The organism is Citrobacter sp. Cf088 (assembly GCF_030334295.1).
GTDB lineage: Bacteria > Pseudomonadota > Gammaproteobacteria > Enterobacterales > Enterobacteriaceae > Citrobacter > Citrobacter freundii.
This window is the reverse complement of sequence record NZ_JAOWEE010000015.1, coordinates 66,713-92,198: the sequence shown is the minus strand read 5'-3', so window position 1 is coordinate 92,198 and position 25,486 is coordinate 66,713. Positions and strand designations below refer to the sequence as shown.

Annotated in this window: 27 protein-coding genes and 1 pseudogene; 14 read left to right on the top strand and 14 right to left on the bottom strand. The window is 52.7% G+C overall.

Annotation, left to right across the window (positions count from 1 at the left end):
• Window positions 1–111 precede the first annotated feature (111 nt).
• Window positions 112–1,743: a Na/Pi cotransporter family protein gene (locus tag OGV71_RS00510; RefSeq protein WP_204584280.1), complete on the top strand. Its 1,632-nt coding sequence runs from the start codon at window positions 112–114 to the stop codon at window positions 1,741–1,743.
• A 65-nt stretch (window positions 1,744–1,808) separates the two neighbouring features.
• On the opposite strand, the gene pepE is transcribed toward OGV71_RS00510, so the two are convergent.
• On the bottom strand, window positions 1,809–2,498 hold the full coding sequence (gene pepE / locus OGV71_RS00505; protein ID WP_003841421.1) for a dipeptidase PepE: 690 nt from the start codon (window positions 2,496–2,498) through the stop codon (window positions 1,809–1,811).
• A 213-nt stretch (window positions 2,499–2,711) separates the two neighbouring features.
• Here pepE and OGV71_RS00500 point away from each other — a divergent pair, with 213 nt between their 5' ends.
• A complete protein-coding gene (locus tag OGV71_RS00500) occupies window positions 2,712–3,071 on the top strand; it encodes a type II toxin-antitoxin system RelE/ParE family toxin (RefSeq protein ID WP_044702260.1) in 360 nt (119 codons plus the stop codon).
• Window positions 3,061–3,378, top strand: a complete 318-nt coding sequence (locus OGV71_RS00495) for a helix-turn-helix domain-containing protein (RefSeq protein WP_204584278.1) — start codon at window positions 3,061–3,063, stop codon at window positions 3,376–3,378. Before OGV71_RS00500 ends, OGV71_RS00495 begins: the two co-directional genes overlap by 11 nt.
• Window positions 3,379–3,387: 9 nt before the next feature.
• On the opposite strand, the gene OGV71_RS00490 is transcribed toward OGV71_RS00495, so the two are convergent.
• A complete protein-coding gene (locus OGV71_RS00490) occupies window positions 3,388–3,666 on the bottom strand; it encodes an addiction module antidote protein (RefSeq protein ID WP_032948293.1) in 279 nt (92 codons plus the stop codon).
• A gap of 403 nt (window positions 3,667–4,069) precedes the next feature.
• Entirely contained in the window at window positions 4,070–4,231 is a 162-nt protein-coding gene (locus OGV71_RS00485) for a hypothetical protein (protein ID WP_005132808.1), read from the bottom strand.
• 141 nt (window positions 4,232–4,372) lie between these two features.
• Here OGV71_RS00485 and OGV71_RS00480 point away from each other — a divergent pair, with 141 nt between their 5' ends.
• Complete coding sequence (locus OGV71_RS00480) at window positions 4,373–4,729, top strand: hypothetical protein (RefSeq protein WP_204584276.1); 357 nt, start codon at window positions 4,373–4,375, stop codon at window positions 4,727–4,729.
• 45 nt (window positions 4,730–4,774) lie between these two features.
• Here the strand turns inward: OGV71_RS00480 and OGV71_RS00475 are convergent, their stop codons facing one another.
• From OGV71_RS00475 to OGV71_RS00440, 8 genes are all read right to left on the bottom strand, one after another.
• The gene (locus tag OGV71_RS00475) at window positions 4,775–5,587 is read right to left on the bottom strand and encodes a shikimate 5-dehydrogenase (protein WP_286532346.1); all 813 of its coding nucleotides are present in this window, start codon (window positions 5,585–5,587) and stop codon (window positions 4,775–4,777) included.
• Between the two features lies 1 nt (window position 5,588).
• Entirely contained in the window at window positions 5,589–6,812 is a 1,224-nt protein-coding gene (sorE, locus tag OGV71_RS00470) for a zinc-binding dehydrogenase (RefSeq protein ID WP_204584272.1), read from the bottom strand.
• A gap of 67 nt (window positions 6,813–6,879) precedes the next feature.
• A complete protein-coding gene (locus OGV71_RS00465; protein ID WP_003031641.1) occupies window positions 6,880–7,704 on the bottom strand; it encodes a PTS system mannose/fructose/sorbose family transporter subunit IID in 825 nt (274 codons plus the stop codon).
• 11 nt (window positions 7,705–7,715) lie between these two features.
• Entirely contained in the window at window positions 7,716–8,513 is a 798-nt protein-coding gene (locus OGV71_RS00460; protein WP_003841402.1) for a PTS mannose/fructose/sorbose transporter subunit IIC, read from the bottom strand.
• 65 nt (window positions 8,514–8,578) lie between these two features.
• Window positions 8,579–9,073, bottom strand: a complete 495-nt coding sequence (locus OGV71_RS00455) for a PTS sugar transporter subunit IIB (protein ID WP_003031646.1) — start codon at window positions 9,071–9,073, stop codon at window positions 8,579–8,581.
• A complete protein-coding gene (locus tag OGV71_RS00450) occupies window positions 9,073–9,480 on the bottom strand; it encodes a mannose/fructose/sorbose PTS transporter subunit IIA (RefSeq protein WP_003031647.1) in 408 nt (135 codons plus the stop codon). The genes OGV71_RS00455 and OGV71_RS00450 overlap by 1 nt, the downstream gene beginning before the upstream one ends.
• 9 nt (window positions 9,481–9,489) lie before the next feature.
• On the bottom strand, window positions 9,490–10,296 hold the full coding sequence (locus OGV71_RS00445; RefSeq protein WP_003031649.1) for an SDR family oxidoreductase: 807 nt from the start codon (window positions 10,294–10,296) through the stop codon (window positions 9,490–9,492).
• Window positions 10,297–10,366: 70 nt separating this feature from the next.
• Window positions 10,367–11,320: a sugar-binding transcriptional regulator gene (locus OGV71_RS00440; protein WP_071696333.1), complete on the bottom strand. Its 954-nt coding sequence runs from the start codon at window positions 11,318–11,320 to the stop codon at window positions 10,367–10,369.
• A gap of 469 nt (window positions 11,321–11,789) precedes the next feature.
• On the opposite strand from OGV71_RS00440, the gene rluF reads away from it, so the two are divergent.
• Entirely contained in the window at window positions 11,790–12,671 is an 882-nt protein-coding gene (gene rluF, locus OGV71_RS00435) for a 23S rRNA pseudouridine(2604) synthase RluF (protein ID WP_257651907.1), read from the top strand.
• Here the strand turns inward: rluF and OGV71_RS00430 are convergent.
• A complete protein-coding gene (locus OGV71_RS00430; RefSeq protein WP_003031655.1) occupies window positions 12,668–12,940 on the bottom strand; it encodes a YjbD family protein in 273 nt (90 codons plus the stop codon). The two genes, rluF and OGV71_RS00430, sit on opposite strands and share 4 nt — an antisense overlap.
• 192 nt (window positions 12,941–13,132) lie before the next feature.
• Between OGV71_RS00430 and OGV71_RS00425 the strand changes: the two are divergent.
• Window positions 13,133–13,464: pseudogene (locus OGV71_RS00425) on the top strand (type II toxin-antitoxin system RelE/ParE family toxin).
• A 17-nt stretch (window positions 13,465–13,481) separates the two neighbouring features.
• The gene (locus OGV71_RS00420; RefSeq protein WP_003841397.1) at window positions 13,482–13,820 is read left to right on the top strand and encodes a helix-turn-helix domain-containing protein; all 339 of its coding nucleotides are present in this window, start codon (window positions 13,482–13,484) and stop codon (window positions 13,818–13,820) included.
• Window positions 13,821–13,840: 20 nt separating this feature from the next.
• Here the strand turns inward: OGV71_RS00420 and rtcR are convergent, their stop codons facing one another.
• Window positions 13,841–15,427: an RNA repair transcriptional activator RtcR gene (gene rtcR, locus OGV71_RS00415; RefSeq protein ID WP_204584268.1), complete on the bottom strand. Its 1,587-nt coding sequence runs from the start codon at window positions 15,425–15,427 to the stop codon at window positions 13,841–13,843.
• A 448-nt stretch (window positions 15,428–15,875) separates the two neighbouring features.
• On the opposite strand from rtcR, the gene OGV71_RS00410 reads away from it, so the two are divergent.
• Complete coding sequence (locus tag OGV71_RS00410) at window positions 15,876–17,003, top strand: slipin family protein (protein ID WP_096890493.1); 1,128 nt, start codon at window positions 15,876–15,878, stop codon at window positions 17,001–17,003.
• Between the two features lie 5 nt (window positions 17,004–17,008).
• On the top strand, window positions 17,009–17,794 hold the full coding sequence (locus OGV71_RS00405) for a nucleotidyltransferase domain-containing protein (protein WP_204584264.1): 786 nt from the start codon (window positions 17,009–17,011) through the stop codon (window positions 17,792–17,794).
• 42 nt (window positions 17,795–17,836) lie between these two features.
• Here OGV71_RS00405 and lysC read toward each other — a convergent pair whose 3' ends face one another.
• Window positions 17,837–19,186, bottom strand: a complete 1,350-nt coding sequence (lysC, locus tag OGV71_RS00400; RefSeq protein ID WP_003031667.1) for a lysine-sensitive aspartokinase 3 — start codon at window positions 19,184–19,186, stop codon at window positions 17,837–17,839.
• Between the two features lie 314 nt (window positions 19,187–19,500).
• Between lysC and pgi the strand changes: the two genes are divergently transcribed.
• From pgi to OGV71_RS00375, 5 genes are all read left to right on the top strand, one after another.
• Window positions 19,501–21,150 carry a glucose-6-phosphate isomerase gene (gene pgi, locus OGV71_RS00395; RefSeq protein ID WP_003031668.1) on the top strand — a complete coding sequence of 550 codons (1,650 nt, stop codon included), beginning with the start codon at window positions 19,501–19,503 and terminating at the stop codon, window positions 21,148–21,150.
• Between the two features lie 418 nt (window positions 21,151–21,568).
• On the top strand, window positions 21,569–21,811 hold the full coding sequence (gene yjbE / locus OGV71_RS00390; RefSeq protein WP_003826562.1) for an exopolysaccharide production protein YjbE: 243 nt from the start codon (window positions 21,569–21,571) through the stop codon (window positions 21,809–21,811).
• 119 nt (window positions 21,812–21,930) lie between these two features.
• On the top strand, window positions 21,931–22,569 hold the full coding sequence (locus tag OGV71_RS00385; protein WP_204584262.1) for a YjbF family lipoprotein: 639 nt from the start codon (window positions 21,931–21,933) through the stop codon (window positions 22,567–22,569).
• Window positions 22,566–23,303: a capsule biosynthesis GfcC family protein gene (locus tag OGV71_RS00380; RefSeq protein WP_204584260.1), complete on the top strand. Its 738-nt coding sequence runs from the start codon at window positions 22,566–22,568 to the stop codon at window positions 23,301–23,303. Before OGV71_RS00385 ends, OGV71_RS00380 begins: the two co-directional genes overlap by 4 nt.
• Complete coding sequence (locus tag OGV71_RS00375) at window positions 23,303–25,399, top strand: YjbH domain-containing protein (RefSeq protein WP_171858410.1); 2,097 nt, start codon at window positions 23,303–23,305, stop codon at window positions 25,397–25,399. Before OGV71_RS00380 ends, OGV71_RS00375 begins: the two co-directional genes overlap by 1 nt.
• Window positions 25,400–25,486: the final 87 nt, after the last annotated feature.

Genomic DNA, 25,486 nt, shown 5'->3' with positions numbered 1-25,486 from the left:
GCCTTATCCGGCCTACAAGGGACATTCTGTAGGCCTGATAAGCGCAACGCCATCAGGCACGCTATCTGCGCCGAGCCCAGGAACATATAACGATAAGGAGTACTTGATTCCGTGTTAACTCTGTTACACCTGCTTTCTGCCGTCGCGATGCTGGTTTGGGGGACGCATATTGTGCGTACCGGTGTGATGCGCGTCTTCGGCGCCCGCTTGCGTACCGTGCTCAGCCGTAGCGTTGAAAAGAAGCCGCTCGCCTTTTGTGCGGGTATCGGCGTGACGGCGCTGGTGCAAAGCAGCAACGCCACCACAATGCTGGTGACCTCGTTTGTAGCACAAGATCTCGTGGCGCTGACTCCTGCGCTGGTGATTGTGCTCGGTGCCGACGTGGGGACCGCGCTGATGGCGCGTATCCTGACCTTCGATCTCTCCTGGCTGTCGCCACTGCTGATTTTTATCGGCGTGATCTTCTTTCTCGGCCGTAAGCAGTCCCGCGTGGGGCAACTGGGGCGGGTCGGTATTGGACTGGGGCTGATTTTACTGGCGCTGGAGCTGATTGTGCAGGCAGTAACGCCGATCACTCAGGCTAATGGCGTACAGGTTATTTTCGCCTCACTTACCGGCGATATCATGCTGGATGCGCTGATTGGCGCCATGTTTGCGATTATCAGTTACTCCAGCCTGGCGGCGGTACTGCTGACGGCAACGCTGACCGCGGCGGGCATTATCTCGTTCCCGGTAGCGTTGTGTCTGGTGATTGGCGCCAACCTCGGCTCTGGTCTGTTGGCGATGCTCAACAACAGTGCTGCGAATGCTGCTGCCCGTCGTGTGGCGCTCGGCAGCCTGCTGTTTAAGCTGGTGGGCAGCCTGATTATCCTGCCGTTTGTTCATCCGCTGGCCAATCTGATGGGTGAACTACCGCTGCCGAAATCTGAACTGGTTATCTACTTCCACGTCTTCTACAACCTGGTGCGCTGCGTGGCGATGGTGCCGTTCGCCGAACCGATGGCGCGTTTTTGTAAGCGCATCATCCGCGATGAGCCGGAGCTGGATGCACATCTGAAGCCCAAACATCTGGACGTCAGTGCGCTGGATACGCCGACGCTCGCTCTGGCTAATGCCGCTCGTGAAGCGCTGCGTATTGGCGACGCAATGGAGCAGATGATGGACGGGTTGAAGAAGGTGATGCACGGCGAGCCGCGCGAAGAGAAAGAGTTGCGCAGGATGGCGGATGACATCAACGTGCTGTATACGGCGATTAAGCTCTATCTGGCGCGGATGCCAAAGGATGAACTGGCGGAAGAGGAATCACGCCGTTGGGCGGAGATTATCGAAATGTCGCTCAACCTCGAACAGGCTTCCGATATCGTTGAACGTATGGGCAGCGAGATTGCCGATAAGTCGCTGGCCGCCCGTCGGGCATTCTCGGTAGAAGGGCTGAAAGAGCTGGATGCACTTTACGATCAGCTGCTCAGCAATCTGCAGCTGGCGATGTCGGTGTTCTTCTCGGGCGATGTGACCAGTGCCCGTCGTCTACGCCGCAGCAAGCACCGTTTCCGTATTCTCAACCGTCGTTATTCGCATGCGCACGTTGACCGACTGCATCAGCAGAACGTGCAAAGCATCGAGACCAGTTCCCTGCACCTGGCGCTGTTGGGCGATATGCAGCGTCTGAACTCGCTGTTTTGCTCCGTGGCCTACAGCGTGCTGGAACAACCGGATGAAGACGATGAGCGGGATGATTATTGAGTGAGGTGAAGCGGTAGGCCGGATAAGGCATTTATGCCGCCATCCGGCATCAGACAACAAATCAACTAAAAGCAGTGGCCTGCTTCAACAGCAACCGCCTCTTCACCCGCTTTAAAGATATACGTGGTGTTCGGGCCGCCGAGCACGGACTTACCGTTACTCACCTTGATCCAGTTACCTTCCGGCAAGCCAATCACCGTCAGCTCCGGTGCCACAACCAGCAGTTCGCGGATACGCTGTTCACGCGTTTCGCCTTTGTGGCCTTCCGGCAGCGCGTTGGTGAAATGTGGGTTAATCTGCAGCGGGAACAGACCCAGCGCATCAAAGCCTTTGGGATCGACAATCGGCATGTCGTTGGTGGTGCGGATGGTCTGGCAGGCAAGGTTGGAACCCGCGCTCCAGCCGATGTACAGCGCACCGCGTTTGACGACATCCACGATCGGCGCCAGCAACCCGCGCTCACGACTCTCTTTCAGCAACTGGAAGGTATTCCCGCCGCCGACAATCACCAGCTCGGCGTTTTCAATGGCTGCAATTGGATCGGCAACGGTATGAATACCGGTAACGTTAACGCCCATTGGCGCAAAGATGGCTGCCGTTTTCGCCGTGTACTCATCCCAGGTTTGCGTCACGCCGGCGAACGGAATAAACACCGCCGTACGGCGACCATTCAGTTGCTCTGCGATCAGCGGCAGCGCATGTTCCATCCAGCCTTTGCCCGGCAGCGTCGAGTTACTCAATAAAAGCAGTTCCATCATTTCTCCATGTAATCAGAAAATTACAAACCGCGCTAATGCTACCACTATCAGCCTGACGCCTTACTGATATGGCTCACGATGTTGGAAGTGAGGTTCTGGAAAGCGCCTCGCAGACTGGCGTTTTATTTCGGCTGAAAGGGAGATTGTTGATTTATTCTTCTGGTGGGTAATGGTGTTTTATACCTAAATGGATATAATCAAGAGGAAAGGATGACGAAACCACTTTACTGGGTTGGGCAGGCCAGAAAAGACCTGATTGCAATGCCAGAACACGTTCGGGATACGTTTGGGTTTGCTCTTTGGCTTGCGCAGCAGGGTAAACAGCATTCACAGACTAAACCATTAAAAGGATTTGGTGGAGCGGGGGTTCTGGAAGTCGTTGAGGATTATCACGGCAACGCCTGGCGGGCGGTTTACACCATCCAGTTGAAAAATGCGGTTTATGTTCTCCATGTTTTTCAGAAGAAGTCCGTTTCCGGGAAAGCAACCCCGAAACCTGAAATTGACCTGATTTATCAGCGGCTCAAGGCTGCACAGCGCCATGCGCAGGAGAGTGGATATGTCACATGATGTCGAAACCAGTAGCGGTAATGTTTACGCCGATTTAGGTGCGTATGACGCAGAACAGATGCAGTTGAAAGCGCAGCTGGCAATGGTGATTGGTGAGATTTTGCAACGCAAAGGGTTAACGCAGCAGCAGTCCGCGCAGCTACTGGGAATGACGCAGCCTAAACTTTCCAACCTGCTACGTGGTCAGTTTCGTGGTATCAGTGAAGTAAAGATGCTCGAATGCCTGGTGAGACTGGGTCGTGATGTAGAGATTGTTGTTGGGAAAGAGGGCAATATGTCAGGAAAGCTGAAAGTGAAATTTGGCTGATATCCAATTTCAAACCTTAACTGTCAATCCAATACCGAGCGCCTTCATCACCGCCAGCGTGGTTTTCAGCGTCGGGTTTCCTTTCTCACTAAACGAGCGGTAGAGTTGTTCGCGGGATAATCCCGTTTCTGCCGCGATGTTCGCCATTCCCTTAGCGCGTGCCACCACGCCCAACGCTTTTGCAATGTACGTTGCATCGCCTGTTTCGAGGGCATCCGCCATAAATACAGCAATTTCTTCATCATCAACCAGCGCAGCAGCGGGATCGTACTGAGTAAGCTTATTCATGGCGGAAGGTCTCCTGATAGTCCAGTGAACGGGCGAGCATTCTCCAATAGGTTTAACATCGCCAGCTAAACCATTCGCCAGTCGAAAAAGTCGTGCGGCAATGAGCGTTTTGGCCCTGCGATCCAGTAGATTCTGTTCCCAGCGTTGGAAAACCGTGGTCTGAAGAATTTCCATGATTACGTTCCATGTATTTTATAAACTACATTATGAATTGACAAGTTGAAAGTAGAGAATAAAAAACTGGGATGTAAGAGGAAATGCTGGTGGGCGTAAACAGGAAAGCGCCTCGCAGTAATGCGTAATTTTCCAGGATGCTGCGGTTTATACGAGAAACGGTAACAGGGGAAAGGGGCTGCTTTGTGCTCTAAGCAGATCTCCAGAAAACGATACATAATGCCGATCGCTAGACTTCGATCCCTTTCTGCTTCAGCTCTTTTCTAATCACACGTTTAATCCAGGCTGCCAACGATTCATCGCCAGCCTGCCGCTGTGCTTCTTCCATCGCTTTGCGCAGTTCCGGATCCAGACGGAATTGAAACGGGGGATTGCCTCTTCTTTCGTTCATGTGTGTTGATACCTTAATTACACAAGAGTAGTGTGAGTATGTGTGATGACACATTACTCTCACACACCAAAAATGACAACGCCCCGAAAGTGCGGGAACACGATCAGGGCGTCTAACCACAACATTATACGAGGTAATGCTATGGCTGATGCTAATAGTATCACTAACGCCTGTTTTGCGTCTTCTTCTCTCATACCGCAAGCCGATCTGTTTTATTCTCCACTCGCCGAGGCGTTTCGCCATCTTGATTGTCGCCATCTCACCACCGAAGAAAATCTGGCGCTATCGTTTGGCTGTGAAGAGGTGCTGGCAGGGTTGTACCAGACGCTGAATTTTATGGGCGAAAGCCTGCTGACTATGTCAGGTGAAAGTCAGGGACATTTTTCCCATGAGAGCGTATGCCAGTTAGGACACAGTCTGGTAAACATCAGCCAGTTGATTCCCGCGCTGGCGCGGTTGGAAGCGAAAGCCGATCAGACGCTGTTTGCTGTTGCGTAGAACTTAAAAAAGAGCGCCCATCCCCGGCGCTCTGTTCCTGCTCCTTTACCCCGCCCGCGCAAATTCTGCTGCTTCGGCAATCAGCGCGTCATCCGGGCGCACGTCGGTGTACATGGCGAATTGCTCTACGGCCTGTAAGGCAATCACCTCTGCGCCGCTGATGGTCTTTTTACCCAACTGCTGTGCCAGCTTAATCACCGGCGTTTCCGGCGGCAGAGCGACCACGTCAAACACTATGCTGGCGGTCGCAACCATCGCTTCGCTGTAGGCCAGTTCATCACACTCTTTCCCGCCCGCCATGCCGACGGGCGTCACGTTGACCAGAATATCGCAGGCAATTCCATCCGGCTGCGGCTGCCACTGGAAACCGTACTGCTTTGCCAGCGTAGTGCCGCTCTCTCGATTACGTGCGGCAATGATTACATCCGTAAACCCCGCATCGCGAAAGGCGGCAATCACCGCTTTGCCCATGCCGCCGCTGCCGCGAATCATGACGCGTGCGCTGCTATTGAGCTGGTGGCTGGCAATCAGACTTTTTACCGCAATATAGTCGGTGTTAAATCCCGTCAGCGTGCCGTTGTCATTGACGATGGTGTTGACGGAATCAATCGCTTTTGCGGAAGGGTCGATGGCATCCAGAAACGGCATGCAACTTTCTTTGAACGGCATTGAGACCGCGCAACCGCGGATCCCTAGCGCGCGAACGCCTTTTACCGCAGCCTCAATATCCTGCGTAGTAAAGGCTTTGTAGATAAAGTTTAACCCTAACTTCTCATACAGATAGTTGTGAAATCGCGTGCCGAAGTTACCGGGGCGACCGGCAAGCGACATGCACAACTGGGTATCGCGGTTAATCATGTTAAATCTCCCGGGCATGAGACAATACGTACTGTTCGGCTTCCTGCGACCAGACCCCCTGATGACGCTCCAGGATATCGCGCAAGGCTGGATCATCAATCTGCGTGAGCGCGGTTAATGGTAAGGCTTTGCCGGTGTAAACCAGTTTTTTCCCGCCGCCGACTGTTGGCAGTTCCAGCGTTGTTTCACCTGCCGCATTTAACCCCAGAATGTGCGTCACCACTTTTGCCGCCTGAACTTTCTTCTCTTCGATCAGTTTTACCGCCGCGCGCATGTCGTCGGTATTGCCGCCAGACGTCCCAACATAATGGGTGAAGGCGTAGTGTACGTCGTAGAAGTTAATCGGCGCGCTAAACTGCTTATCCTGCGGACCAGCAAAGAAGTTCATGCAACCATCGGCAGCCAGCAGGGAAGAGGCCAGCGTAACCAGCTGTTCGTTGGGCACAAACACAAAGATGTCATCAAACCCGTGCCCGCCGCTCAGCGCCATCAAGGTGTCATAACTCGCATCCTGGGCGTGGAGATAATGGATCAACGTTTGTGGTTCTGATGGATAGTGCTTGCGGGCGTAGCTCAACTTGTCGTTATTGGTGTCGGTTACCACCAGCAGCGCCGGGTTAACCGGGCCATGCAGTGCATAGTCGATCGCCAGTAGTCCCATCGGACCGGTGCCGCCGAGTATCAGTGTATGTCCCTGCGGACGAATGCCCATCTTATGGTTATAAGAGCCTTCCTGCAGGTGATAGTTGGCGTTGAATGCGCCAATCACGCAGGATAGCGGCTCAACCAGCGAACCTTCAAAATAGGTTTCACCTTCGTAGGCCAACAGGCAGTCCTGCTCCATGACTTCATCAGGAATGATGACGTGCGTGGCTTCACCGCCCACCCACGGGAAGGAGTAGCCGGGACAGTCCGGGCGATCCGGCAGTTGCAGGTTAGCCTGAATGACATAGCGCTGGCCGGGCTGAAACTTATGCTGCCATTTTTTGCCTACGGCAATAATGTCGCCGCAAAACTCATGACCGATGATGATCGGGTTGGTGGCCACATCGTCCGGCACCTTTTTGTGGTTCTCGCCCTGGTTAGCCTCTTTCCAGGAAGAAAGGCACAGGCTGTCGGTTACGACTGAGGCCAGAATTTCGTCATCCCGCATTTCAGGAAGGTCGAAAGTTTCCAGGCGCAGATCGCGTTTACCATAAAGACGTAAAGCTGTTGTTGTTTGCATTGTTACCACCTCTTCCTCTTTCGAAGACTATTTGTTGAAGTTGCCCCGGCATTGCCGGAGCGAAAAATCAGGACAGGAAGCCCAGTGCGTTACCGATAATTCCCAGCGCAAACAGGGCGAATATTAGCCATACCGGATTAATTTTCTTGTTGAGCAGACGCACCATCAGCAGCGTCAGACCCAACGCCAGCAGGCCGGGGCAGAGTTGGTCGAGAATGTTCTGCACGGTCATGGTGACGGTGGTGCCGTCTGCGCCAGGCGTTTGCGATACCACCAGCGGCACGTTGATGCTGGTCCATTTGGTGACCAATACTCCCATCACAAACAGGCCGAGAATCGATGCGCCTTCGGTCAGTTTCTGTAGCAGGTTGCCGCCCATGTCGCTGACGATGTTGACCCCTTTACGAAAGCCAAGCTGTAAGCCGTACCACTTCATTGCCAGACGTACTGCATTGAAAATAAAGAAGAACAATAGTGGGCCGAGAATGTTGCCGGACAGCGCCAGCGATGCGCCGAGCGCGGCGGTAATCGGGCGCAGCGTTCCCCATACCAGCGGATCGCCGACGCCGGCCAGCGGACCCATCAGCCCAACTTTGATACCGTTGATGGCACCGTCGTCAATTTCCGCACCGTTGGCGCGAGCTTCTTCCATCGCGGCGGTCACGCCAATCACCGGGCCGCAAACGGCAGGTGTGGTATTGAAGAACACCAGGTGCCGTTTGAGTGCTGCAACCTGGTCTTCTTTCAGCGGATACAGGCGCTTGATGGCAGGGATCATGTCGTAGCAAAAGCCCAACCCATGAATGCGTTCAAAGTTGAATGACGCCTGTTGCAGGTTGGAGCGAACGAACATGCTAAACAGGTCGGATTTGGTCAGTTTTTTCTGTTCCATGGCTGGCTCCATTAGTCATCAAGCTGATCGATAGCTTGAGAAGAGGCGGGTTGCGCCTGCGGTTCGGCTTTACGCCACTGTGGGTTCAACTGGATGTAGACCAGCGCGATAATCACGCCAACCCCACCGAAAGCCAGCAGGCTCAAATCGAGATAACCCCCAGCGATAAACCCGAGGAAGAAGAAGGGCATCAGGTACTTCACCCCCATCATGCGCAGCACCATGGCGTAGCCGACCACCACGATAAAGCCACCGGCAATCTGCAATCCGCGGGTGACGAATTCCGGAATGGCATTGAGCATATTGCTGACCATATCGGCGCTGACAAACAGCGAGACGATTAATGCAGGAATGGCAACGCGCAGCGCCTGTACACCGAGAGCGGAAACGTGCAGCATGTCGATGGTACGAAAGCGGGCGTCTTCGGCGGCTTTATCCGCCGCGTGCTGGAACACCACGGTGATGGTACGGGCGAATACCGTCAGTACCTGGCCTGCCGCCGCCACCGGCAGGGCGATGGCGATACCGGTAGCAATGCTTTGCTGACCGACGATAACCAGAATGGCAGAGATAATACTGGCGAGCGCCGAATCGGGAGACTGCGCTGCGCCGACGTTCATCCAACCCAGAGCGATTAACTCCAGCGTGCCGCCGAGCATAATCCCGGTTTTTAAATCACCGAGGATCAGGCCGATAACGGTACAAGCAATTAGCGGACGGTGGGTCTGGAACTCATCCAGCACGCTGCCCATTCCGGCAATACAGGAAAATAGGAATATGGCGATAATTTGTAGGGTACTTATTTCCATAATATGTCACCTTGTGAATGTGATCATCCCTGCCTGTTAAAGCATAAGTACACAGGCATTTTTATTTATTCAGCGAACGATTGTTCTTCTATTTTTTCGAGAATATTAATAGATGGATCGGATGCGACGACGCGTAAATCCAGCGTGACACCCAGTTTATCTAACTCACGAAACGCATGAATATCGTCGTTATCTAAAGAAACGGCTTTGGTTAATTGTTTTTTACCTGGTCGCCAGGCCATGCCGCCAATATTTAATGTGGTGATTTTTACCCCTTGTTTTACCATTGCTAATGCATCCTGCGGGCGGGTAAATAGATAAAAAACGGTTTCGTTCTGGTATTGCGGATTATGGTAAACTGCGACCGCCTTTTCGATATTAACAACGTTCACTTTCATTCCCGGCGGGGCGGCCTGACGTAATAATGTACGACGTACTTCATCGTTATAAACGTCGTCATTACAGATAATAATCCGTTGGGCATTTGCCACCTTCGACCAGACGGTGGTGACCTGACCGTGGATCAGGCGGTCATCAATACGAGCAAGGGTAATGTTCATCAGAAATCCTCTTCGGCCGTTTCCAGATGTTTCCAGACGACACAGGTTTGTTGAGCAATGGTCGTCAGGTGTTCGCACAGTTCATCCACATTCATGCTGCTTTGGTTGTCTACCAGCTCCAGCGCCAACGGCAGTGATAACCCGCTAATGACCCGTATCGCCGGATTGTGCATTGCCAGCGTCGCGGCAGCATTCCAGGGACTGCCACACTGCAAATCGACGGCAATCAGCCATTCATCGCCAGTGTGAATACTTACTAACTTTTTCAGCTTTTCCACGATGTCGCTGGCGTTCTCTCCGGGGACAAATGCCACGGCTTCAACGTTGGCATCACCGTAGACCATCTGTACCGATTCCAGCATGGCGCAGGCCAGTTTGCCGTGAGCACAGAAGATTGCATTGACCATAAAACCTCCTTAACCGCGCGTTTTTCCGCCAGCAATGTTAGTGGTTACTCCGGTTATGTAACTGGCGCGCTCAGACAAAAGATAACAAACAAAATCAGCGACTTCGCTTAAGCGCCCTGAGCGACCAATTGGGATCGCGTTCTTGGTGTAGCCCTCGCGCAGCTGTTCGACGGTGATGTTGCGAGTCCAGGCCAGCGCTTCTTCATATTCGGGGGTACGCAGTCCGGTTTTTTCCAGAATGCCAGGTGCAATGCCCACCACACGAATGCCGTGTTTGCCCAACTCTTTCGACCAGGAACGGGTAAAGCTATTCAATGCGGCTTTGGTGGCGGCATAGCAACTTTGGCCCTCTGAACCTTCCAGCCCGCTTTCTGAAGAGACATTCACAATCACGCCGTTACGCTGTTTTACCATTTGGCGTGCCGCTGCTTGCGACATTAAGAACACACCTTTCTGGTTGATATTCACCATTTTTTCAAAAGCGGCTTCGTTGAGTTCATATTGCCCGGCGGGGGCTTTTTCATCGACCAGCAGCCGCGGAAAATTAACGCCTGCGTTATTCACCAAACCATCGATACGCCCATAGCGGTGGATAATTTCGGTAACGGTATGATTAACTTCTTTGGCGCTGGAAATATCTGTCGGCCAGAAATGATATCCATTATGGCCTTCATATTTACCGTCACCACCGTGAATATCCGCCATTTGCACATTAGCGCCCTGCGCTAATAACTCTTCAACAATCGCCAGCCCAATACCGGATGCACCACCGGTAACAATAATGACTTTGCCCTGCAAGTTTAACCACGTTTGCATAATTAACTCCCGATTTCAGATAAGGGGATCCCACATAAAATTAATTATGGCAGGACCAATTAGAATTTATTTACTTCAACAATAATTCAGCGGTATGGCTGTTGGTGACTAAACAGTTAATATAATTCCCACGTAATGCGCCTAATATCCCACTGTATTTTTCTTCACCCATTGCAATGCCAATGGAGTAACGCGTCTGTTTTAATTTATTGGTTTCGATGGAGAGCGTCTTTTCACTCATATTGGTTTCTACGGTTACACCGTTGATATCGTAAAAGCGCGAGCAAATGTCTCCGGCGACCCGGCGAGCATGCAGGTCATCACTCTCTTCACTGCCGTAAAAAGCGTGCCAGTTGGCGCCATCACGTATTGCCGGAGATCCAATCCCGACCAGCGCGATGTCCAGATTATCCCAATAAGCGGAAATCGATTTAAAATGTCGTGACTGCATGATCCCGTTACGGATCAGCGGGTTTTCCAGCAGTGCCGGGAAATCTGCCAGGTGTGATTCCCCTTTAAGCTTTGCCGCAGCGCCGTAGGTTAGCGTATTGACGTGGTAGCGGCTTTCAAGCTTGCCGGACGGTCCGCCGATAATCGGCACGCAGATCAGCTGGCGCGACTGGCTGGCAGGGGATAACCCTTCCACCAGTCCCCGTACCGCGCGGCCCCATGAGAACCCGATAATGTCCCCAGGTTCCAGTAAGCGTTCCAGCAACTGTGCGCCGTGCACACCCATCATTGCGAGTTGTTCGTCTTCCTGTTCGCTGTCGCAGGAGACCACCACCGCTTCTTTCAAGCCAAATTTCTGTTTTAGCTGCTGTTCCAGCCACAGATTTTCGTTGTAGTCGTAATTAATGGCGATGGTGACGATACCCTGCTCGCGTCCACGTTTTAGCAAACGGCTGATCGTGGTGCGGTAAATACCCAGCTCGCGGGCGATTTGCGCTTGTGTCATATCCTGTTCGTAATACAGCTGCGCTATCTTTACGATTAGGCGGATATCATCGCTGTTTTCCGTCGCCATTTTTGGACTCCTGCACATTTGTGCAAATCACGAAATTGTCTTCTTGATCTGATATAACCCCAACTGTTCTCCATCTCAAAGCTATTTTCACTTATTTCAGTGCCCTGTAATGACCGATTGTGTTGCACATTTGATGTGGTGATGGCGTGCTGTCGGCACAGATGTGCTTGTCTCTCTAATGTATTGATTCTGCTTGTTTTCACCCAACAAAATTGCAGGGATGGATCGCTGACACTTTTGTGTCAAAAGGTGTGACGGATCACAAATAGCGCGTGGGCAGTCGAACACGATTATTTTTTATCGTCCGCAAGGTAGGGTATATTTCGCTTTTAATACACAAAAGCATTCAAGTTGTATCAAGGCGGCAAGGGAACGAATTCCTGGGAGCATAGATAACTATGTGACCAGGGTGAGTGAGGGCAGCCAACGCAGAGACGGCTTGAAGGATGAAGTGTATACAGGAGAAATTATGCTGCCCGACTCATCCATCCGATTAAATAAATACATCAGTGAAAGCGGAATCTGCTCGCGTCGCGAGGCGGATCGCTTTATCGAACAAGGGAATGTCTTCCTGAATGGTAAACGCGCCACCATCGGCGATCAGGTGATGCCTGGCGACGTCGTAAAAGTGAATGGTCGGTTGATTGAGCCGCGTGAAGCGGAAGATCTGGTTTTTATCGCGCTGAACAAGCCGGTAGGAATTGTCAGCACCACCGAAGACAGCGAACGCGACAACATTGTTGATTTCGTGAATCACAGCAAGCGCGTGTTCCCCATTGGCCGTCTGGATAAAGATTCCCAGGGGCTAATCTTTCTGACCAACCACGGCGACCTGGTGAATAAAATCCTGCGTGCCGGTAACGATCACGAAAAAGAGTATCTGGTGACGGTAGATAAGCCGGTCACTGATGACTTTATCCGTGGTATGGGGGCTGGTGTGCCAATCCTCGGTACCGTCACCAAGAAATGTAAGGTGAAGAAAGAAGCGCCGTTTGTGTTTCGCATCACGCTGATTCAGGGGCTGAACCGTCAGATCCGTCGTATGTGCGAACACTTTGGCTATGAAGTTACCAAGCTTGAGCGCACACGCATCATGAACGTGAGTTTGTCCGGTTTGCCACTGGGTGAATGGCGTGACCTGACGGATGACGAACTGATCGATCTGTTCAAGCTGATTGAGAATTCATCATCAGAAGCTAAACCGAAGTCGAAAGCGAAGCCAAAAGCCGCCACCGCAGGCATCAAGCGCCCGGTAGTGAAAATCGAAAAATCGGCGGAGAAAGAGAAATCGCGCCCGGCGGCAAACGGCAAGCGTTTTACCTCGCCGGGGCGTAAGAAGAAAGGACGTTAACGTCTGCCGCGCGTTGGCGTATTCGCCGACCAGGAGAATGACGCCTCTGAATCCGGTTTATAAGCCTGCTTTTTCTTCAATTGGCGGGCTTTTTTAGCTTCTGCTTCGCGCAAGGCCATCAGTTTATCGATGTACTCTTTCTTGATGCTGTTTGTTTCAGCGTTGGTCAGCAGGCGACCATGTGCAATGCGCGCGCGGTCAAGCAGCGTTTTCAGTTCACGCTGTTCGCGCTCGGTCATCTCTTTTTGGGTAATGCGGGGGAGTGCCATACGGGTGCCCTCTGTTAGCCGATATCCTCAGTGTACGGTAATTCGTGCAGAATAAAACTAATCCTGAAAGAGCCTCGCAAAATATAGCTTGTTGAAGTGACGGAATTTCTATTCTGATTTAGCGTAATGACAGGAAAACGTGTGGGTTACAACATTTTATTGTTTGTATAAAATTTTATACAAGGATGTGTTATGCTTTCAATAAGGCGAGCCTTAAAGCCCATTGTCTGGATTGGCAGTTCATTTGATGATTTACGAAGCTTTCCTGAAGATATACGTAAAACCGCTGGTTTTCACATCGTTTACAGGCGGGATTAGAAGCAGCTGACTGGAAGCCGATGCCAGAGATAGGTCGCGGTGTTGAGGAGGTAAGGCTCAGGTATGAATCTGGCGCATACCGAATCATCTACATTGCTCGCTATGCTAACGCGGTCTATGTATTGCATTGCTTCAATAAAAAGACAAAACGTACTTCTGAGCACGATAACCACATTGCTAAAGTTAGATATCGAACGGCTTTGTAAGAAGACAGGAATCAGAAATGAACAATACCGTTGATAATAAGGTTCGCCATGTAACCTCTCCGGATGTCAATATTTTTGCCGAACTGGGGTTTGCAGAAGCGGAAGCGAAGAGCCTAAAGCATGATGCTGAATGTGAGGTAGAACAACTCATTCTCCTGAAGCAGCAGTTGATGCAAGAAATTTCCGGATGGATTCATGAAAACCATCTGAAACAAGCGGAAGCTGCTGTGAAACTGAATATTTCCCGGCCCCGTGTTTCAGATGTTGTTAATCAGAAAACCAACAAATTTACCCTTGATGCGCTGGTCATGATGCTGGTGAAATTAGGAAAACCAGTAACAGTTCAGATTGGGTAATATTAGATTTAGATATTGTTTCATTGTATCTGATCGCTGTGAGCGCTTTCCCAGCTTAGCCCAAAGCGGGCCAGATATTTGCGCAGGCGGTCTGCATCGTTAGGATTGGCTTTTTTCTGCCGCGAGACGGCAAAAAGCTCGCGTCCGGCTTCCGACAGCGACGCGCAGCGGCGGCACACTTCCAGTACCGTTTCTAACTGGCGGCGATCGAACAGGTCAATGTCTATATTAAGTTCAGGCTGCGGAGTGGCTATCTGCCAACTCTCCTTTAGCAGCGCAATCTCTTCTTCGACAAGGGATAAGGTGATGCGACCTTGTTCGGCAAGCGTCGCCATGCGCGCGATGGATGAACTTAGCTCGCGAAAGTTGCCGCGCCATTGCGCCTGTGGGGAGCAGGCAAATGCCAGATAGGAAGCGCGGGCTTCTTTATCGAAACGGATTTGCGTCTGTTTGCTGCTGGAGAAACGTTGCAGCTCATACTCGACGTTCGGCGCGATATCTTCCCGCCGCTGCGCCAGACCGGGCAGAGCGAAGCTCCACATATTGATACGCGCGTAGAGATCCTCGCGAAAGCGGCCTTCAGATACCCATTGCCGCATGTCGCGATGGGTGCCGGCAATCAACTGAAAATCGCTGTGTACTTCTTTGTCCGACCCAAACGGAAAAAAGGTTTTTTCTTCAATCGCTTTTAGCAGCATGGCCTGCTCATCCAGCCCTAATTCGGCGATCTCATCGAGAAACAGCACGCCGCCATCGGCCTCTCGCAGCAATCCGCTACGCGCCGTGAGCGCACCGGTAAACGCCCCCTTCACATGGCCGAACAGCGTGGACATCGCATTTTCGCCGCGCAGGGTTGCGCAGTTAACCGCCACCAGTTTTCCCGCTACCAGATGCCGCGACTGGCGTAGCTGGAAAATGCGTTTCGCGAGGAAGGATTTGCCCGCGCCGGTAGGGCCGGTGAGCAGGATCGGGTCGGTCGAACGCAGAGCGACCCGCTCAATGCGATCGATCAGTTTATTGAAGGTGGCGTTGTGCGTATCAATCCCGGCTTTCAGAAAAGAGACTGACTGCTGCTGTTCGCGCTGAAAACGGCTGGTGAGCGTGGCGTAGCGGCTTAAATCGAGATCGATAACCGAGCAGACGCCAGCGGCGACGGCCTCATCTGATGAACCGCGTGGCGCCGGGCCGGTTTGCAGCAGGCTGGCGGGCAGGTAGCGGGCTTCCGTCAGCAAAAACCAGCAGATTTGTGCCACGTGAGTCCCGGTGGTGATGTGCACCAGATACTCTTCGTTTTCCGTATCAAATTCATAATGCGTGGCAAAGTCGAGAAACGCGGCGTAGACCTCTTCAAAGTCCCACGGATCGTTAATGGTGACGGCATGCGGACGAACCTGGGTGTGCGGCGAAAGCAGCGCGACGTCTTCAATCAACCGTTGCGCCATGCTCTCATCGCGTGGCTGGTGGAGGAGTTCCAGCCTGTCGACAGGGAAATCGGGTTGTTGGCATAGCCCAACCGTGGGTCGCCACTTCTTAAACCGATTGGCCCGCTTGCCGCGCTTATCGAGCACCGTTCCCAGTACGCCAATCACTACCCGCCGTTTTTTCATGGTTTATCCAAAAAGATAAATAAGAGAATAAAAGATAAAAAAATTAACCCGTCGAGACAACCGCCATTATTGGCATCAATAATTAAAATTATAAAAATCAATTAATTAAAAATTAAATATGCCTGTTTTAATTCCTGGCACGCTTCTGGCAATAACACTTGCGTCAATCACGCTGAAAGCGCAGGGGGTTAAACCCCGCCGGCACGTCAGGAACGGCACAGGCTGTTTTCCGGGCGCGTTCCGTCAGCCGATGACACACAGTGGGTTCGATTCCCAATTTCATCCCCGAATGAAAACTGGTTGTTAATCATAGAAATAAAGCGGAGTGATGCGCAGTTAGCACGCTCCAGAACAGGCTGCCGGTAAAGATGCCGTGCGGCAGGCAAAAGGGAATTCCCCTGCCGCTTCGCCCCTGCACCCGCGCCTGAACGATATTAAGGAATATAAAATGGCTAAGAAAATCACTATCCAAAAAGCGCAGTTAGGTCTTTTATCCCGAGAGGGTGATTACTATCAGGTGTTGGAAGCGGGTCAGCATCGTTTACCGTGGTTTAGCACCCCGGAAGTGCTGATCGTCAATAGGGATGGCGGCGAAGTACCGCAGGCATTAGCGGAGTATTTACGCCGCTTTCAGCCCGAGTGGGTGGCGCGTTTCTGCCTGGTCGCGGATACGATGGATACCGAAGCCGCGGCGCTGTATATCAACGGCGTTTTGCAGGAGATCCTGCCACCGGCATCGCGCCGTCTGTACTGGAGAGCCGACGAAGCGTTAACGCTGGTACGTATGGATACGCGCGAGGTTCAGGTGCCAACGGACGTCATGAATGCAGTATTACAGCCCCGTCGCAGCGGTGCGGTGAAAGGTCGCGAAGCAATCTTAACGGTGCAGGTTCCGGCGTGGCACGTCGGTGTGCTGAAAATTGACGGTGAAACTCAGGCGCTGTTGCCGCCGGGGTTAACAGCATACTGGAAGGTAAACCATCTGATTGAAGCGGAAGTGGTGGATACCCGTTTGCAGGTGCTGGAGGTTGGCGGTCAGGAGATCCTGACCAAAGATAAGGTCAACCTGCGTTTGAACCTGGCGGCGAACTGGCGTTATCGCGATGTGCTGCTGGCATTTGGTCAACTGACTAAACCGCTGGATCACCTGTACCGGGAATTGCAGTTTGCGCTGCGTGAAGCGGTGGGAACGCGCACGCTGGACGAATTGCTGGAAGATAAGCAGGTGATCGATGAAGTGGTGAGCGCGCAGGTGAAAGCCCGTATGACGCCGTTTGGTATTGAAGTGGCTTCACTGGGGGTGAAGGATATTGTCCTGCCCGGCGATATGAAGGCTATTTTATCGCAACTGGTTGAAGCGGAAAAATCCGCCCAGGCCAACGTGATCCGACGTCGTGAAGAGACGGCCGCCACGCGATCGCTGTTAAATACGGCAAAAGTGATGGAAAACAACCCGGTAGCGCTGCGCTTAAAAGAACTGGAAACCCTCGAAAGAGTTGCTGAGCGTATCGATAAAATCTCGGTGTTCGGGGGCCTGGATCAGGTGCTGCACGGCCTTGTGAACATAAAAGGATAAGAATAATGAGCTACAACACAGTGGACGGCGCAATGCGTAAAAGGGTATTGCGCCAGCTAAAAGAGGTTGAGCAGCGCTATGGCGTCAGGGTGCTGTATGCCTGTGAATCCGGCAGCCGTGGCTGGGGATTTGCCTCGCCGGACAGCGACTACGACGTGCGATTTCTCTATGTTCATCCCCCTGAATGGTATCTGCGGGTCGAAGCGCCACGCGATGTTATCGAGCTGCCGATAGATGATGAGCTGGACGTGTGCGGCTGGGAATGGCGCAAGGCGCTGGGGTTACTCAAAGGCGCAAACCCGACGCTTATCGAGTGGCTGGATTCGCCGGTGGTCTACCAGCAGGATGAAGTGACCGTTTCGGCGCTGAAAGCGTTGGTGCCCAAATGGTTTTCTCCGCTACGTGCCCGCTGGCACTACTACTCGATGGCGCGGAAAAACTTCCGCGGTTATTTGCAGGGTGACGACGTGCGATTGAAGAAGTACTTCTACGTTCTGCGACCCCTGTTGGCGGTGCGTTGGGTGGAAGCGGGCAAGGGCGTACCGCCGATGCGTTTTGCCGACCTGCTGGCGGGAAGTGAACTGGATGCGCCATTGCGTCATGAAATTGATGAGCTGTTGGAGCGCAAGCAGTGTGCGGGTGAAGCGGAATACGGCCCGCGCCGTCCACTGTTGCATGCGTTTATCCGCGCCGAGCTGGAAAGAGGAGAGATTCCACCGGCGTTACCGGATTGCCGGGAAGGCGATGTCAGGGAGCTGGACAGATTGTTATATGAAACGGTGATGCGCTGAAAATGCCCGATGGCCTAAGAACCATCGGGCGTTGACGTCTACTTATTCAAACAAGTTATGGTGTAGCTTCTGTACAACCTGCTCGGCTTCAGTACCGGGTACCAGGAAGCACAGGTTATGGCTGGACGCGCCGTAGCAAATCATTCGAATGTTGAATGGCTCCAGTACGCCGAACACCTCTTTACCCACGCCACAGGCTTTGGACAGGTCATTGCCAATCAACGCCACCAGCGCCAGGCCTTCTTCCACTTCAACCCGACACAGGGCAGACAGTTCCATCAGCAGAGACTGTGTTAACAGTGTATCGCCGGTGGACGTTGAACCGGTGGTATCCAGCGTCAGCGCGACGCTGACTTCGGATGTGGTAATTAAATCGACCGAGATATTGTGGCGTGCCAGGATGCCGAACACTTCCGCCAAAAAGCCGCGAGAGTGCAGCATATTCAGGCTATGCAGTGTCAGCAGCGTCTGCTTACGGCGTAATGCCAGCGCCCGGAACAGCGGTGGATTCGCGGTTTTATTACATACCAGCGTACCGCCTGCTTTTGGATCCTTACTGGAGCCCACAAACACAGGAATATCGCTACGTACGGCTGGCAACAGGGTTGCCGGGTGCAAAACTTTCGCGCCAAAGGTCGCCATTTCCGCGGCCTCTTCAAAGGCGATTTCATCAATACGCTGCGCAGCCGGAACCACGCGCGGATCGGTCGTGTAGATGCCGGGAACGTCGGTCCAGATATCAACGCGCGTTGCGTGTAGGGCTTCTGCCAGTAAGGCGGCGGTATAATCGCTGCCGCCGCGTCCCAGCGTGGTGGTGCGGCCCTTGCCTTCACTGCCGATAAAGCCCTGAGTAATCACCAGACCTTCGCTCAGACGCGGGGCCAACTGGAGCGTTGCCAGTTCAGCCAGCGCCGTGACGTCGGGTTCTGCACGACCAAAACGATCGTTGGTGCGCATCACTTTACGCACGTCAAACCACTGCGCTTGCACGTTGCGTTCACGCAGGATCTCGACGAACAGCAGGGTAGACATCAGTTCACCGTGGCTGACCAGTTCGTCGGTCAGCGCGGTTGAGGTCGCCAGTGACGCCGCTTCTGCCAGTGTGGTGATGTTTTCCAGCAGACGTTCGATCTCTTCACGGATCACGTTTGGATAACGCAGGCGTTCCAGAATATTGAACTGAATTTGACGAATGGCATCGAGTTTTTCGAAGCGCGCGGTTGGCTCCAGCCCTTCAGCCAGTGCGACCAGCAGGTTGGTGATTCCCGCAGAAGCGGAAAGTACCACCACACGGACGTTAGCATCAGAAAGCACTACATCAGCGCTGCGATTCATGGCATCAAAATCCGCCACGCTGGTACCACCAAACTTGGAGACAACTACATCAGTCATAACTACCTCGTGTCAGGGAATGAATAGAGCGACCATGGCACATAAGGCAGAACGAAAACCGGTGCAGGCGCAAATGCAAATACCGTATTTATAAATAAAATGTGTAGCTTGCACTGTCAACGCTGGGATTATGCGGATTTTTCATGCTGCAACTGCGTTGAGTAACGGTACTAATAACAACGCTGATAACCGCTATACTTTTTAGCCACGTTTGGCGGATGCCCTGGCAATGGCATTAAAACAATCACACTTTTCTGTGACTGGCGTTACAATCGATCTCAGTCACAATTCTCAAAATCAGAAGAGTATTGCTAATGAAAAACATCAATCCAACGCAGACCTCAGCCTGGCAGGCACTACAAAAACACTTTGAAGAAATGAAAGACGTTACTATCGCGGATCTTTTCGCGAAAGATAGCGATCGTTTCACTAAGTTTTCCGCGACGTTTGACGATCTGATGCTGGTGGATTTCTCCAAAAACCGCATCACTGAAGAGACGCTGGCTAAACTGCAGGATCTGGCGAAAGAAACCGATTTGGCGGGTGCCATCAAGTCCATGTTCTCCGGTGAGAAAATCAACCGTACTGAAGACCGTGCCGTGCTGCACGTGGCGCTGCGTAACCGTAGCAATACGCCGATCATCGTTGACGGCAAAGATGTGATGCCGGAAGTGAATGCGGTACTGGAGAAGATGAAATCTTTCTCTGAAGCGATCATCTCCGGGAGCTGGAAAGGCTATACCGGCAAAGCCATCACTGATGTAGTAAACATCGGTATCGGCGGTTCTGACCTTGGCCCGTTCATGGTGACCGAAGCGCTGCGTCCGTATAAAAATCACCTGAACATGCACTTTGTGTCGAACGTCGATGGTACGCACATCGCCGAAGTGCTGAAAAAAGTGAACCCGGAAACCACGCTGTTCCTGGTCGCTTCCAAAACCTTCACCACCCAGGAAACCATGACCAACGCCCACAGCGCGCGCGACTGGTTCCTGGCGACCGCTGGCGACAACAAGCACGTAGCCAAACACTTCGCAGCGCTTTCCACTAACGGTAAAGCGGTTGGCGAGTTTGGTATTGATACTGCCAATATGTTCGAGTTCTGGGACTGGGTTGGCGGTCGTTACTCCCTGTGGTCTGCAATCGGTCTGTCCATCATCCTGTCCGTAGGCTTCGACAACTTTGTTGAGCTGCTCTCCGGCGCGCATGCGATGGACAAACACTTCTCCACCACCCCGGCTGAGAAAAACCTGCCGGTGCTGCTGGCGCTGATCGGTATCTGGTACAACAACTTCTTCGGTGCCGAAACCGAAGCGATTCTGCCATATGACCAGTATATGCACCGTTTCGCGGCCTACTTCCAGCAGGGCAACATGGAATCCAACGGTAAATACGTTGACCGTAACGGCAATGCGGTGGATTACCAGACTGGCCCAATCATCTGGGGTGAGCCGGGTACTAACGGCCAGCATGCGTTCTACCAGCTGATCCACCAGGGTACCAAAATGGTGCCGTGCGATTTCATCGCGCCGGCAATCACCCACAATCCGCTGTCGGATCACCATCCGAAACTGCTGTCTAACTTCTTCGCGCAAACCGAAGCGCTGGCTTTTGGTAAATCTCGTGAAGTGGTTGAGCAGGAATATCGCGACCAGGGTAAAGATCCGGCTACGCTTGAGCACGTTGTGCCGTTCAAAGTGTTCGAAGGTAACCGTCCAACGAACTCCATTCTGCTGCGCGAAATCACGCCGTTCAGCCTGGGTGCGCTGATTGCGCTGTACGAACACAAAATCTTCACTCAGGGCGCGATCCTGAACATCTTCACCTTTGACCAGTGGGGCGTTGAGCTGGGCAAACAGCTGGCGAACCGCATTCTGCCAGAGCTGAACGATGATAAAACTGTTTCTTCCCATGATGTTTCTACTAATGGGTTGATTAACCGTTACAAAGCCTGGCGCGCCTGATGGCGCTGCGCTTATCCGGCCTACAGGCACATATCCTGTAGGCCGGATAAGGCGTTTCGCCGCCATCCGGCATTAATGAAATAAAAAAGCCGATATTAATATCGGCTTTTTATAAGATTACTCCAGGATATCTACGTTTTTACTTCACCCTTTAATTGAGCTTAATCCTAAAATAATTTATTCAACGTTATCCTGTTTCTGATATTTTCAGATTTACCGGATATTGTATTTTTATTATTATATTTTAACTCTTTGAATTAAGTTGTTTTTATTATTTGTTGTTAATCATATTTTCTCTCGTTATCTAATTGTCCTAAATTCCCTCTCGACCTAATTTGCATACTTCGCTTGTGTATACTCGATCTCGCCCGAAATTCTTTTGGGTAAATCTCCATTCATACAATGAAGGGAATTTGTGATGAAAAAAGTTCTGTATGGCCTTTGGGCTATATCTGCGCTTGCGGCGACCTCTGTCTATGCCGCCCCCGTTCAGGTGGGTGAGGCTGCAGGGTCGGCTGCTGCGTCGGTTTCGGCAGGAAGTTCCTCCGCAACCAGCGTGAGCACCGTAAGTTCTGCGGTGGGGGTTGCCCTGGCGGCGACCGGCGGCGGCGATGGTTCTAATACCGGAACCACAACCACCACAACCACCAGTACCCAGTAATAAAGGTACGTTTAATTCTAACCACACTTCGGTGTGGTTATTTTGGAATTGCCAAAAGTCTGTGGGATTTGTAGGCCGGGTAAGCGTCGCGCCACCCGGCAATAATGCGGAGAAACGTCGTGAAGCGACCAGCGATCATAATGGTTTGCCTGCTACTGCAGGCGTGCTCAGCCACTACCGAAGGGCTGGGTCATTCGCTGTGGGATAGCGTGTTTGGTACTCCCGGCGTACAGATGACGGACGATGAAATTCAAAACATGCCTTACGCCAGCCAGTACATGCAGCTCAACGGCGGTCCCCAACTGTTTGTGGTACTCGCGTTTGCAGAAAACGGACAGCAGAAGTGGGTGACTCAGGATCGGGCTATTCTCGTCACGCAGCATGGGCGCATTGTGAAAACACACCTTGGCGGGGACAACCTAATCGAGGTGAATAATCTGGCGACAGACCCGCTCATCAAGCCAAATCAGATAGTCGACGGCGCAACTTGGACCCGCACGATGGGCTGGACTGAACATCAGCAGGTACGCTATGCCACCGCGCGCTCGGTTTTCACATGGGATGGCGCAGACACCATCAAAGTCGGCAGCGATAACACGCCGGTACGGATCCTTGATGAAGAGGTCACCACCGATCAAACGCGCTGGCATAACCGCTACTGGGTAGACAGTGAGGGCATGATTCGCCAGTCGGAACAGTATCTTGGCGCAGGTTTCTTCCCGGTGAAAACCACGCTGATCAAGGCGGCGAAACCATGATGAAACGAATGATTACCGCGCTGACATTCAGCCTGTGCGCGGCATCTGTTTTTGCTGCGGGCAGCGTAAAAGTGATTACGACAGGTAGCACAGAAGCAAAAACGCTGACCGGGGCTGAACATCTGCTCGACCTGGTTGGACAGCCGCGGTTGAGCAATAGCTGGTGGCCAGGCGCGGTTATCAGCGAAGAGCGGGCAACAACTGAGGCACAACGTCAGCAGCAGGCATTACTGGCTCGTCTGGCGACGTTGAGCGCTGAAGCAAGCGGTGAGGATGCTGGCGCTATCAACGCATTACGCCAGCAAATTCAGGCGCTGAAGGTGGCCGGTAGACAGACGATTAATCTCGACCCGGATGTAGTGCGTACCAGTGAGCCAGGCAACCCGCCGTTGCAGGGTAATTACACACTGTGGGTCGGACCGCAGCCCACGGATATCACGCTGTTTGGTTTGCTAAGCCACACAGGTAAACAGCCGTTTATACCCGGACGTGATGTTGCCAGCTATCTCGATGGGCAGCATCGGCTCAGCGGCGCGGATCGTAGCTACGCCTGGGTTGTCTATCCCGACGGACGCACACAAAAAGTACCGGTCGCCTACTGGAACAAACGTCACATTGAGCCGATGCCCGGCAGCATCATTTTTGTCGGGCTGTCGGACTCTGTCTGGAGCAGCACCCCGGATGAAATCAATGCCGACATTCTTCGCACCCTGACCCAGCGGATACCCGAATAATGAGAAAAACTTATCTGCTCAGCCTGTTGGCGCTGGGTATTAGTGCGGCCTGTCACGGTGAAACGTATCCTGCACCGATTGGTCCTTCCCAGTCCGATTTTGGCGGCGTGGGGCTGCTGCAAACCCCAACCGCACGCATGGCGCGTGAGGGCGAAATGAGCCTTAACTACCGCGATAACGATCAGTACCGCTATTACTCTGCGTCGGTGCAGCTCTTCCCGTGGCTGGAAACCACGCTGCGCTATACCGATGTGCGTACCAAACAATACAGTAGCGTGGAGTCGTTTTCTGGCGATCAGACTTACAAGGATAAAGCTTTTGATCTCAAACTACGTCTGTGGGAAGAGAGCTACTGGATGCCGCAGGTGGCAGTTGGCGCGCGAGATATTGGCGGAACGGGCCTGTTCGATGCGGAGTATATTGTGGCGAACAAAGCCTGGGGACCGTTTGATTTCTCACTCGGTCTTGGCTGGGGATATCTCGGGACCAGCGGCAACGTCAGCAATCCGTTTTGCTCATACAGCGATAAATTCTGTCATCGCGATAACAGTTACAAGCAGGCGGGTTCCATTGACGGCAGCCAGATGTTCCACGGCCCGGCGTCGCTGTTTGGCGGCGTGGAATATCAGACACCCTGGCAGCCGCTGCGTCTGAAACTGGAGTATGAGGGTAATAATTACCAGCAGGATTTTGCGGGCAAGCTGGATCAGAAGAGCAAGTTTAACGTCGGCGCTATTTATCGCGTCACCGATTGGGCCGACGTTAACCTCAGCTATGAGCGCGGCAACACCTTTATGTTTGGGGTCACGCTGCGGACTAACTTTAACGATCTGCGACCACACTATAACGACAACGCCCGCCCGAAATATCAGCCGCAGCCGCAGGATGCTATCCTGCAACATTCGGTGGTGGCGAATCAGCTAACGCTGCTGAAATACAATGCCGGGCTGGCGGATCCTAAAATCCAGGTGCAGGGCGATACGCTGTATGTAACAGGCGAACAGGTGAAATACCGTGATTCGCGCGAGGGGATCGAGCGTGCCAACCGGATCGTGATGAACGATCTTCCTGACGGGATCCGCACGATCCGTATTACGGAAAATCGCCTTAACTTGCCGCAGGTGACGACCGAAACAGAGGTTTCCAGCCTCAAGCGCCATCTGGAAGGCGAGCCCTTGGGCCATGAGACTCAACTGGCGCAAAAACGCGTGGAGCCCGTGGTGCCGAAAACGACCGAGCAGGGCTGGTATATCGATAAGTCGCGCTTCGATTTCCATATCGATCCGGTGCTAAACCAGTCGGTGGGTGGCCCGGAAAATTTCTATATGTATCAGTTGGGCGTGATGGGTACGGCGGATTGGTGGGTGACCGATCATCTGCTGACCACCGGGAGTTTGTTCGCCAACCTCGCCAATAACTATGACAAGTTTAACTACACCAACCCGCCGCAGGATTCGCATTTGCCGCGTGTGCGTACCCATGTACGTGACTACGTGCAAAACGATGTTTACGTGAATAACCTGCAGGCCAACTACTTCCAGTCACTCGGCAACGGCTTTTACGGACAGGTTTACGGCGGCTATCTGGAGACCATGTACGGCGGGGCGGGGGCAGAAGTGCTGTATCGCCCGCTGGACAGCAACTGGGCGTTTGGTGTTGATGCCAACTACGTGAAACAGCGTGACTGGCGTAGCGCGCAGGACATGATGAAATTCACCGACTACAGCGTGAAGACCGGGCATTTGACCGCGTACTGGAATCCTTCTTTCGCCCAGGATGTGCTGGTGAAAGCCAGCGTGGGTCAGTATCTGGCCGGGGATAAGGGCGGAACGTTGGAGATCGCCAAACGCTTCGACAGCGGTGTCGTGGTGGGTGGTTATGCGACTATCACTAACGCCTCGCCGGATGAGTATGGCGAGGGTGATTTTACTAAAGGGGTGTACGTTTCCGTGCCGCTGGATCTGTTCTCGTCTGGTCCGACCCGCAGCCGTGCGGCGATTGGCTGGACGCCGTTAACACGTGATGGCGGTCAGCAGCTTGGGCGTAAGTTTGGTCTGTACGATATGACCAGCGATCGCAGCGTGAATTTTCGGTAATCGAGCCGTTTGCCAGCCGGATGGCGCTACGCTTATCCGGCCTACAAAGTGCCTGTATTGCAGGCCGGATAAGGTATTTAAGCCGTC

Excerpts from the sequence above, each read along its gene's own strand:
- OGV71_RS00495 (WP_204584278.1), top strand. The coding sequence starts at position 3,061 with ATGTCACATGATGTCGAAACCAGTAGCGGTAATGTTTACGCCGATTTA.
- OGV71_RS00380 (WP_204584260.1), top strand. The coding sequence starts at position 22,566 with ATGATGAAACGAATGATTACCGCGCTGACATTCAGCCTGTGCGCGGCA.
- pepE (WP_003841421.1), bottom strand. The coding sequence starts at position 2,498 with ATGGAACTGCTTTTATTGAGTAACTCGACGCTGCCGGGCAAAGGCTGG.
- rtcR (WP_204584268.1), bottom strand. The coding sequence starts at position 15,427 with ATGAAAAAACGGCGGGTAGTGATTGGCGTACTGGGAACGGTGCTCGAT.
- pgi (WP_003031668.1), top strand. The coding sequence starts at position 19,501 with ATGAAAAACATCAATCCAACGCAGACCTCAGCCTGGCAGGCACTACAA.
- rluF (WP_257651907.1), top strand. The coding sequence starts at position 11,790 with ATGCTGCCCGACTCATCCATCCGATTAAATAAATACATCAGTGAAAGC.
- OGV71_RS00440 (WP_071696333.1), bottom strand. The coding sequence starts at position 11,320 with ATGGCGACGGAAAACAGCGATGATATCCGCCTAATCGTAAAGATAGCG.
- sorE (WP_204584272.1), bottom strand. The coding sequence starts at position 6,812 with ATGCAAACAACAACAGCTTTACGTCTTTATGGTAAACGCGATCTGCGC.
- OGV71_RS00490 (WP_032948293.1), bottom strand. The coding sequence starts at position 3,666 with ATGAATAAGCTTACTCAGTACGATCCCGCTGCTGCGCTGGTTGATGAT.
- OGV71_RS00405 (WP_204584264.1), top strand. The coding sequence starts at position 17,009 with ATGAGCTACAACACAGTGGACGGCGCAATGCGTAAAAGGGTATTGCGC.
- OGV71_RS00475 (WP_286532346.1), bottom strand. The coding sequence starts at position 5,587 with ATGATTAACCGCGATACCCAGTTGTGCATGTCGCTTGCCGGTCGCCCC.
- OGV71_RS00410 (WP_096890493.1), top strand. The coding sequence starts at position 15,876 with ATGGCTAAGAAAATCACTATCCAAAAAGCGCAGTTAGGTCTTTTATCC.
- OGV71_RS00375 (WP_171858410.1), top strand. The coding sequence starts at position 23,303 with ATGAGAAAAACTTATCTGCTCAGCCTGTTGGCGCTGGGTATTAGTGCG.
- OGV71_RS00430 (WP_003031655.1), bottom strand. The coding sequence starts at position 12,940 with ATGGCACTCCCCCGCATTACCCAAAAAGAGATGACCGAGCGCGAACAG.
- OGV71_RS00500 (WP_044702260.1), top strand. The coding sequence starts at position 2,712 with ATGACGAAACCACTTTACTGGGTTGGGCAGGCCAGAAAAGACCTGATT.
- OGV71_RS00445 (WP_003031649.1), bottom strand. The coding sequence starts at position 10,296 with ATGCAAACGTGGTTAAACTTGCAGGGCAAAGTCATTATTGTTACCGGT.
- OGV71_RS00450 (WP_003031647.1), bottom strand. The coding sequence starts at position 9,480 with ATGGTCAATGCAATCTTCTGTGCTCACGGCAAACTGGCCTGCGCCATG.
- OGV71_RS00455 (WP_003031646.1), bottom strand. The coding sequence starts at position 9,073 with ATGAACATTACCCTTGCTCGTATTGATGACCGCCTGATCCACGGTCAG.
- OGV71_RS00465 (WP_003031641.1), bottom strand. The coding sequence starts at position 7,704 with ATGGAACAGAAAAAACTGACCAAATCCGACCTGTTTAGCATGTTCGTT.
- yjbE (WP_003826562.1), top strand. The coding sequence starts at position 21,569 with ATGAAAAAAGTTCTGTATGGCCTTTGGGCTATATCTGCGCTTGCGGCG.
- OGV71_RS00420 (WP_003841397.1), top strand. The coding sequence starts at position 13,482 with ATGAACAATACCGTTGATAATAAGGTTCGCCATGTAACCTCTCCGGAT.
- OGV71_RS00485 (WP_005132808.1), bottom strand. The coding sequence starts at position 4,231 with ATGAACGAAAGAAGAGGCAATCCCCCGTTTCAATTCCGTCTGGATCCG.
- OGV71_RS00480 (WP_204584276.1), top strand. The coding sequence starts at position 4,373 with ATGGCTGATGCTAATAGTATCACTAACGCCTGTTTTGCGTCTTCTTCT.
- lysC (WP_003031667.1), bottom strand. The coding sequence starts at position 19,186 with ATGACTGATGTAGTTGTCTCCAAGTTTGGTGGTACCAGCGTGGCGGAT.
- OGV71_RS00460 (WP_003841402.1), bottom strand. The coding sequence starts at position 8,513 with ATGGAAATAAGTACCCTACAAATTATCGCCATATTCCTATTTTCCTGT.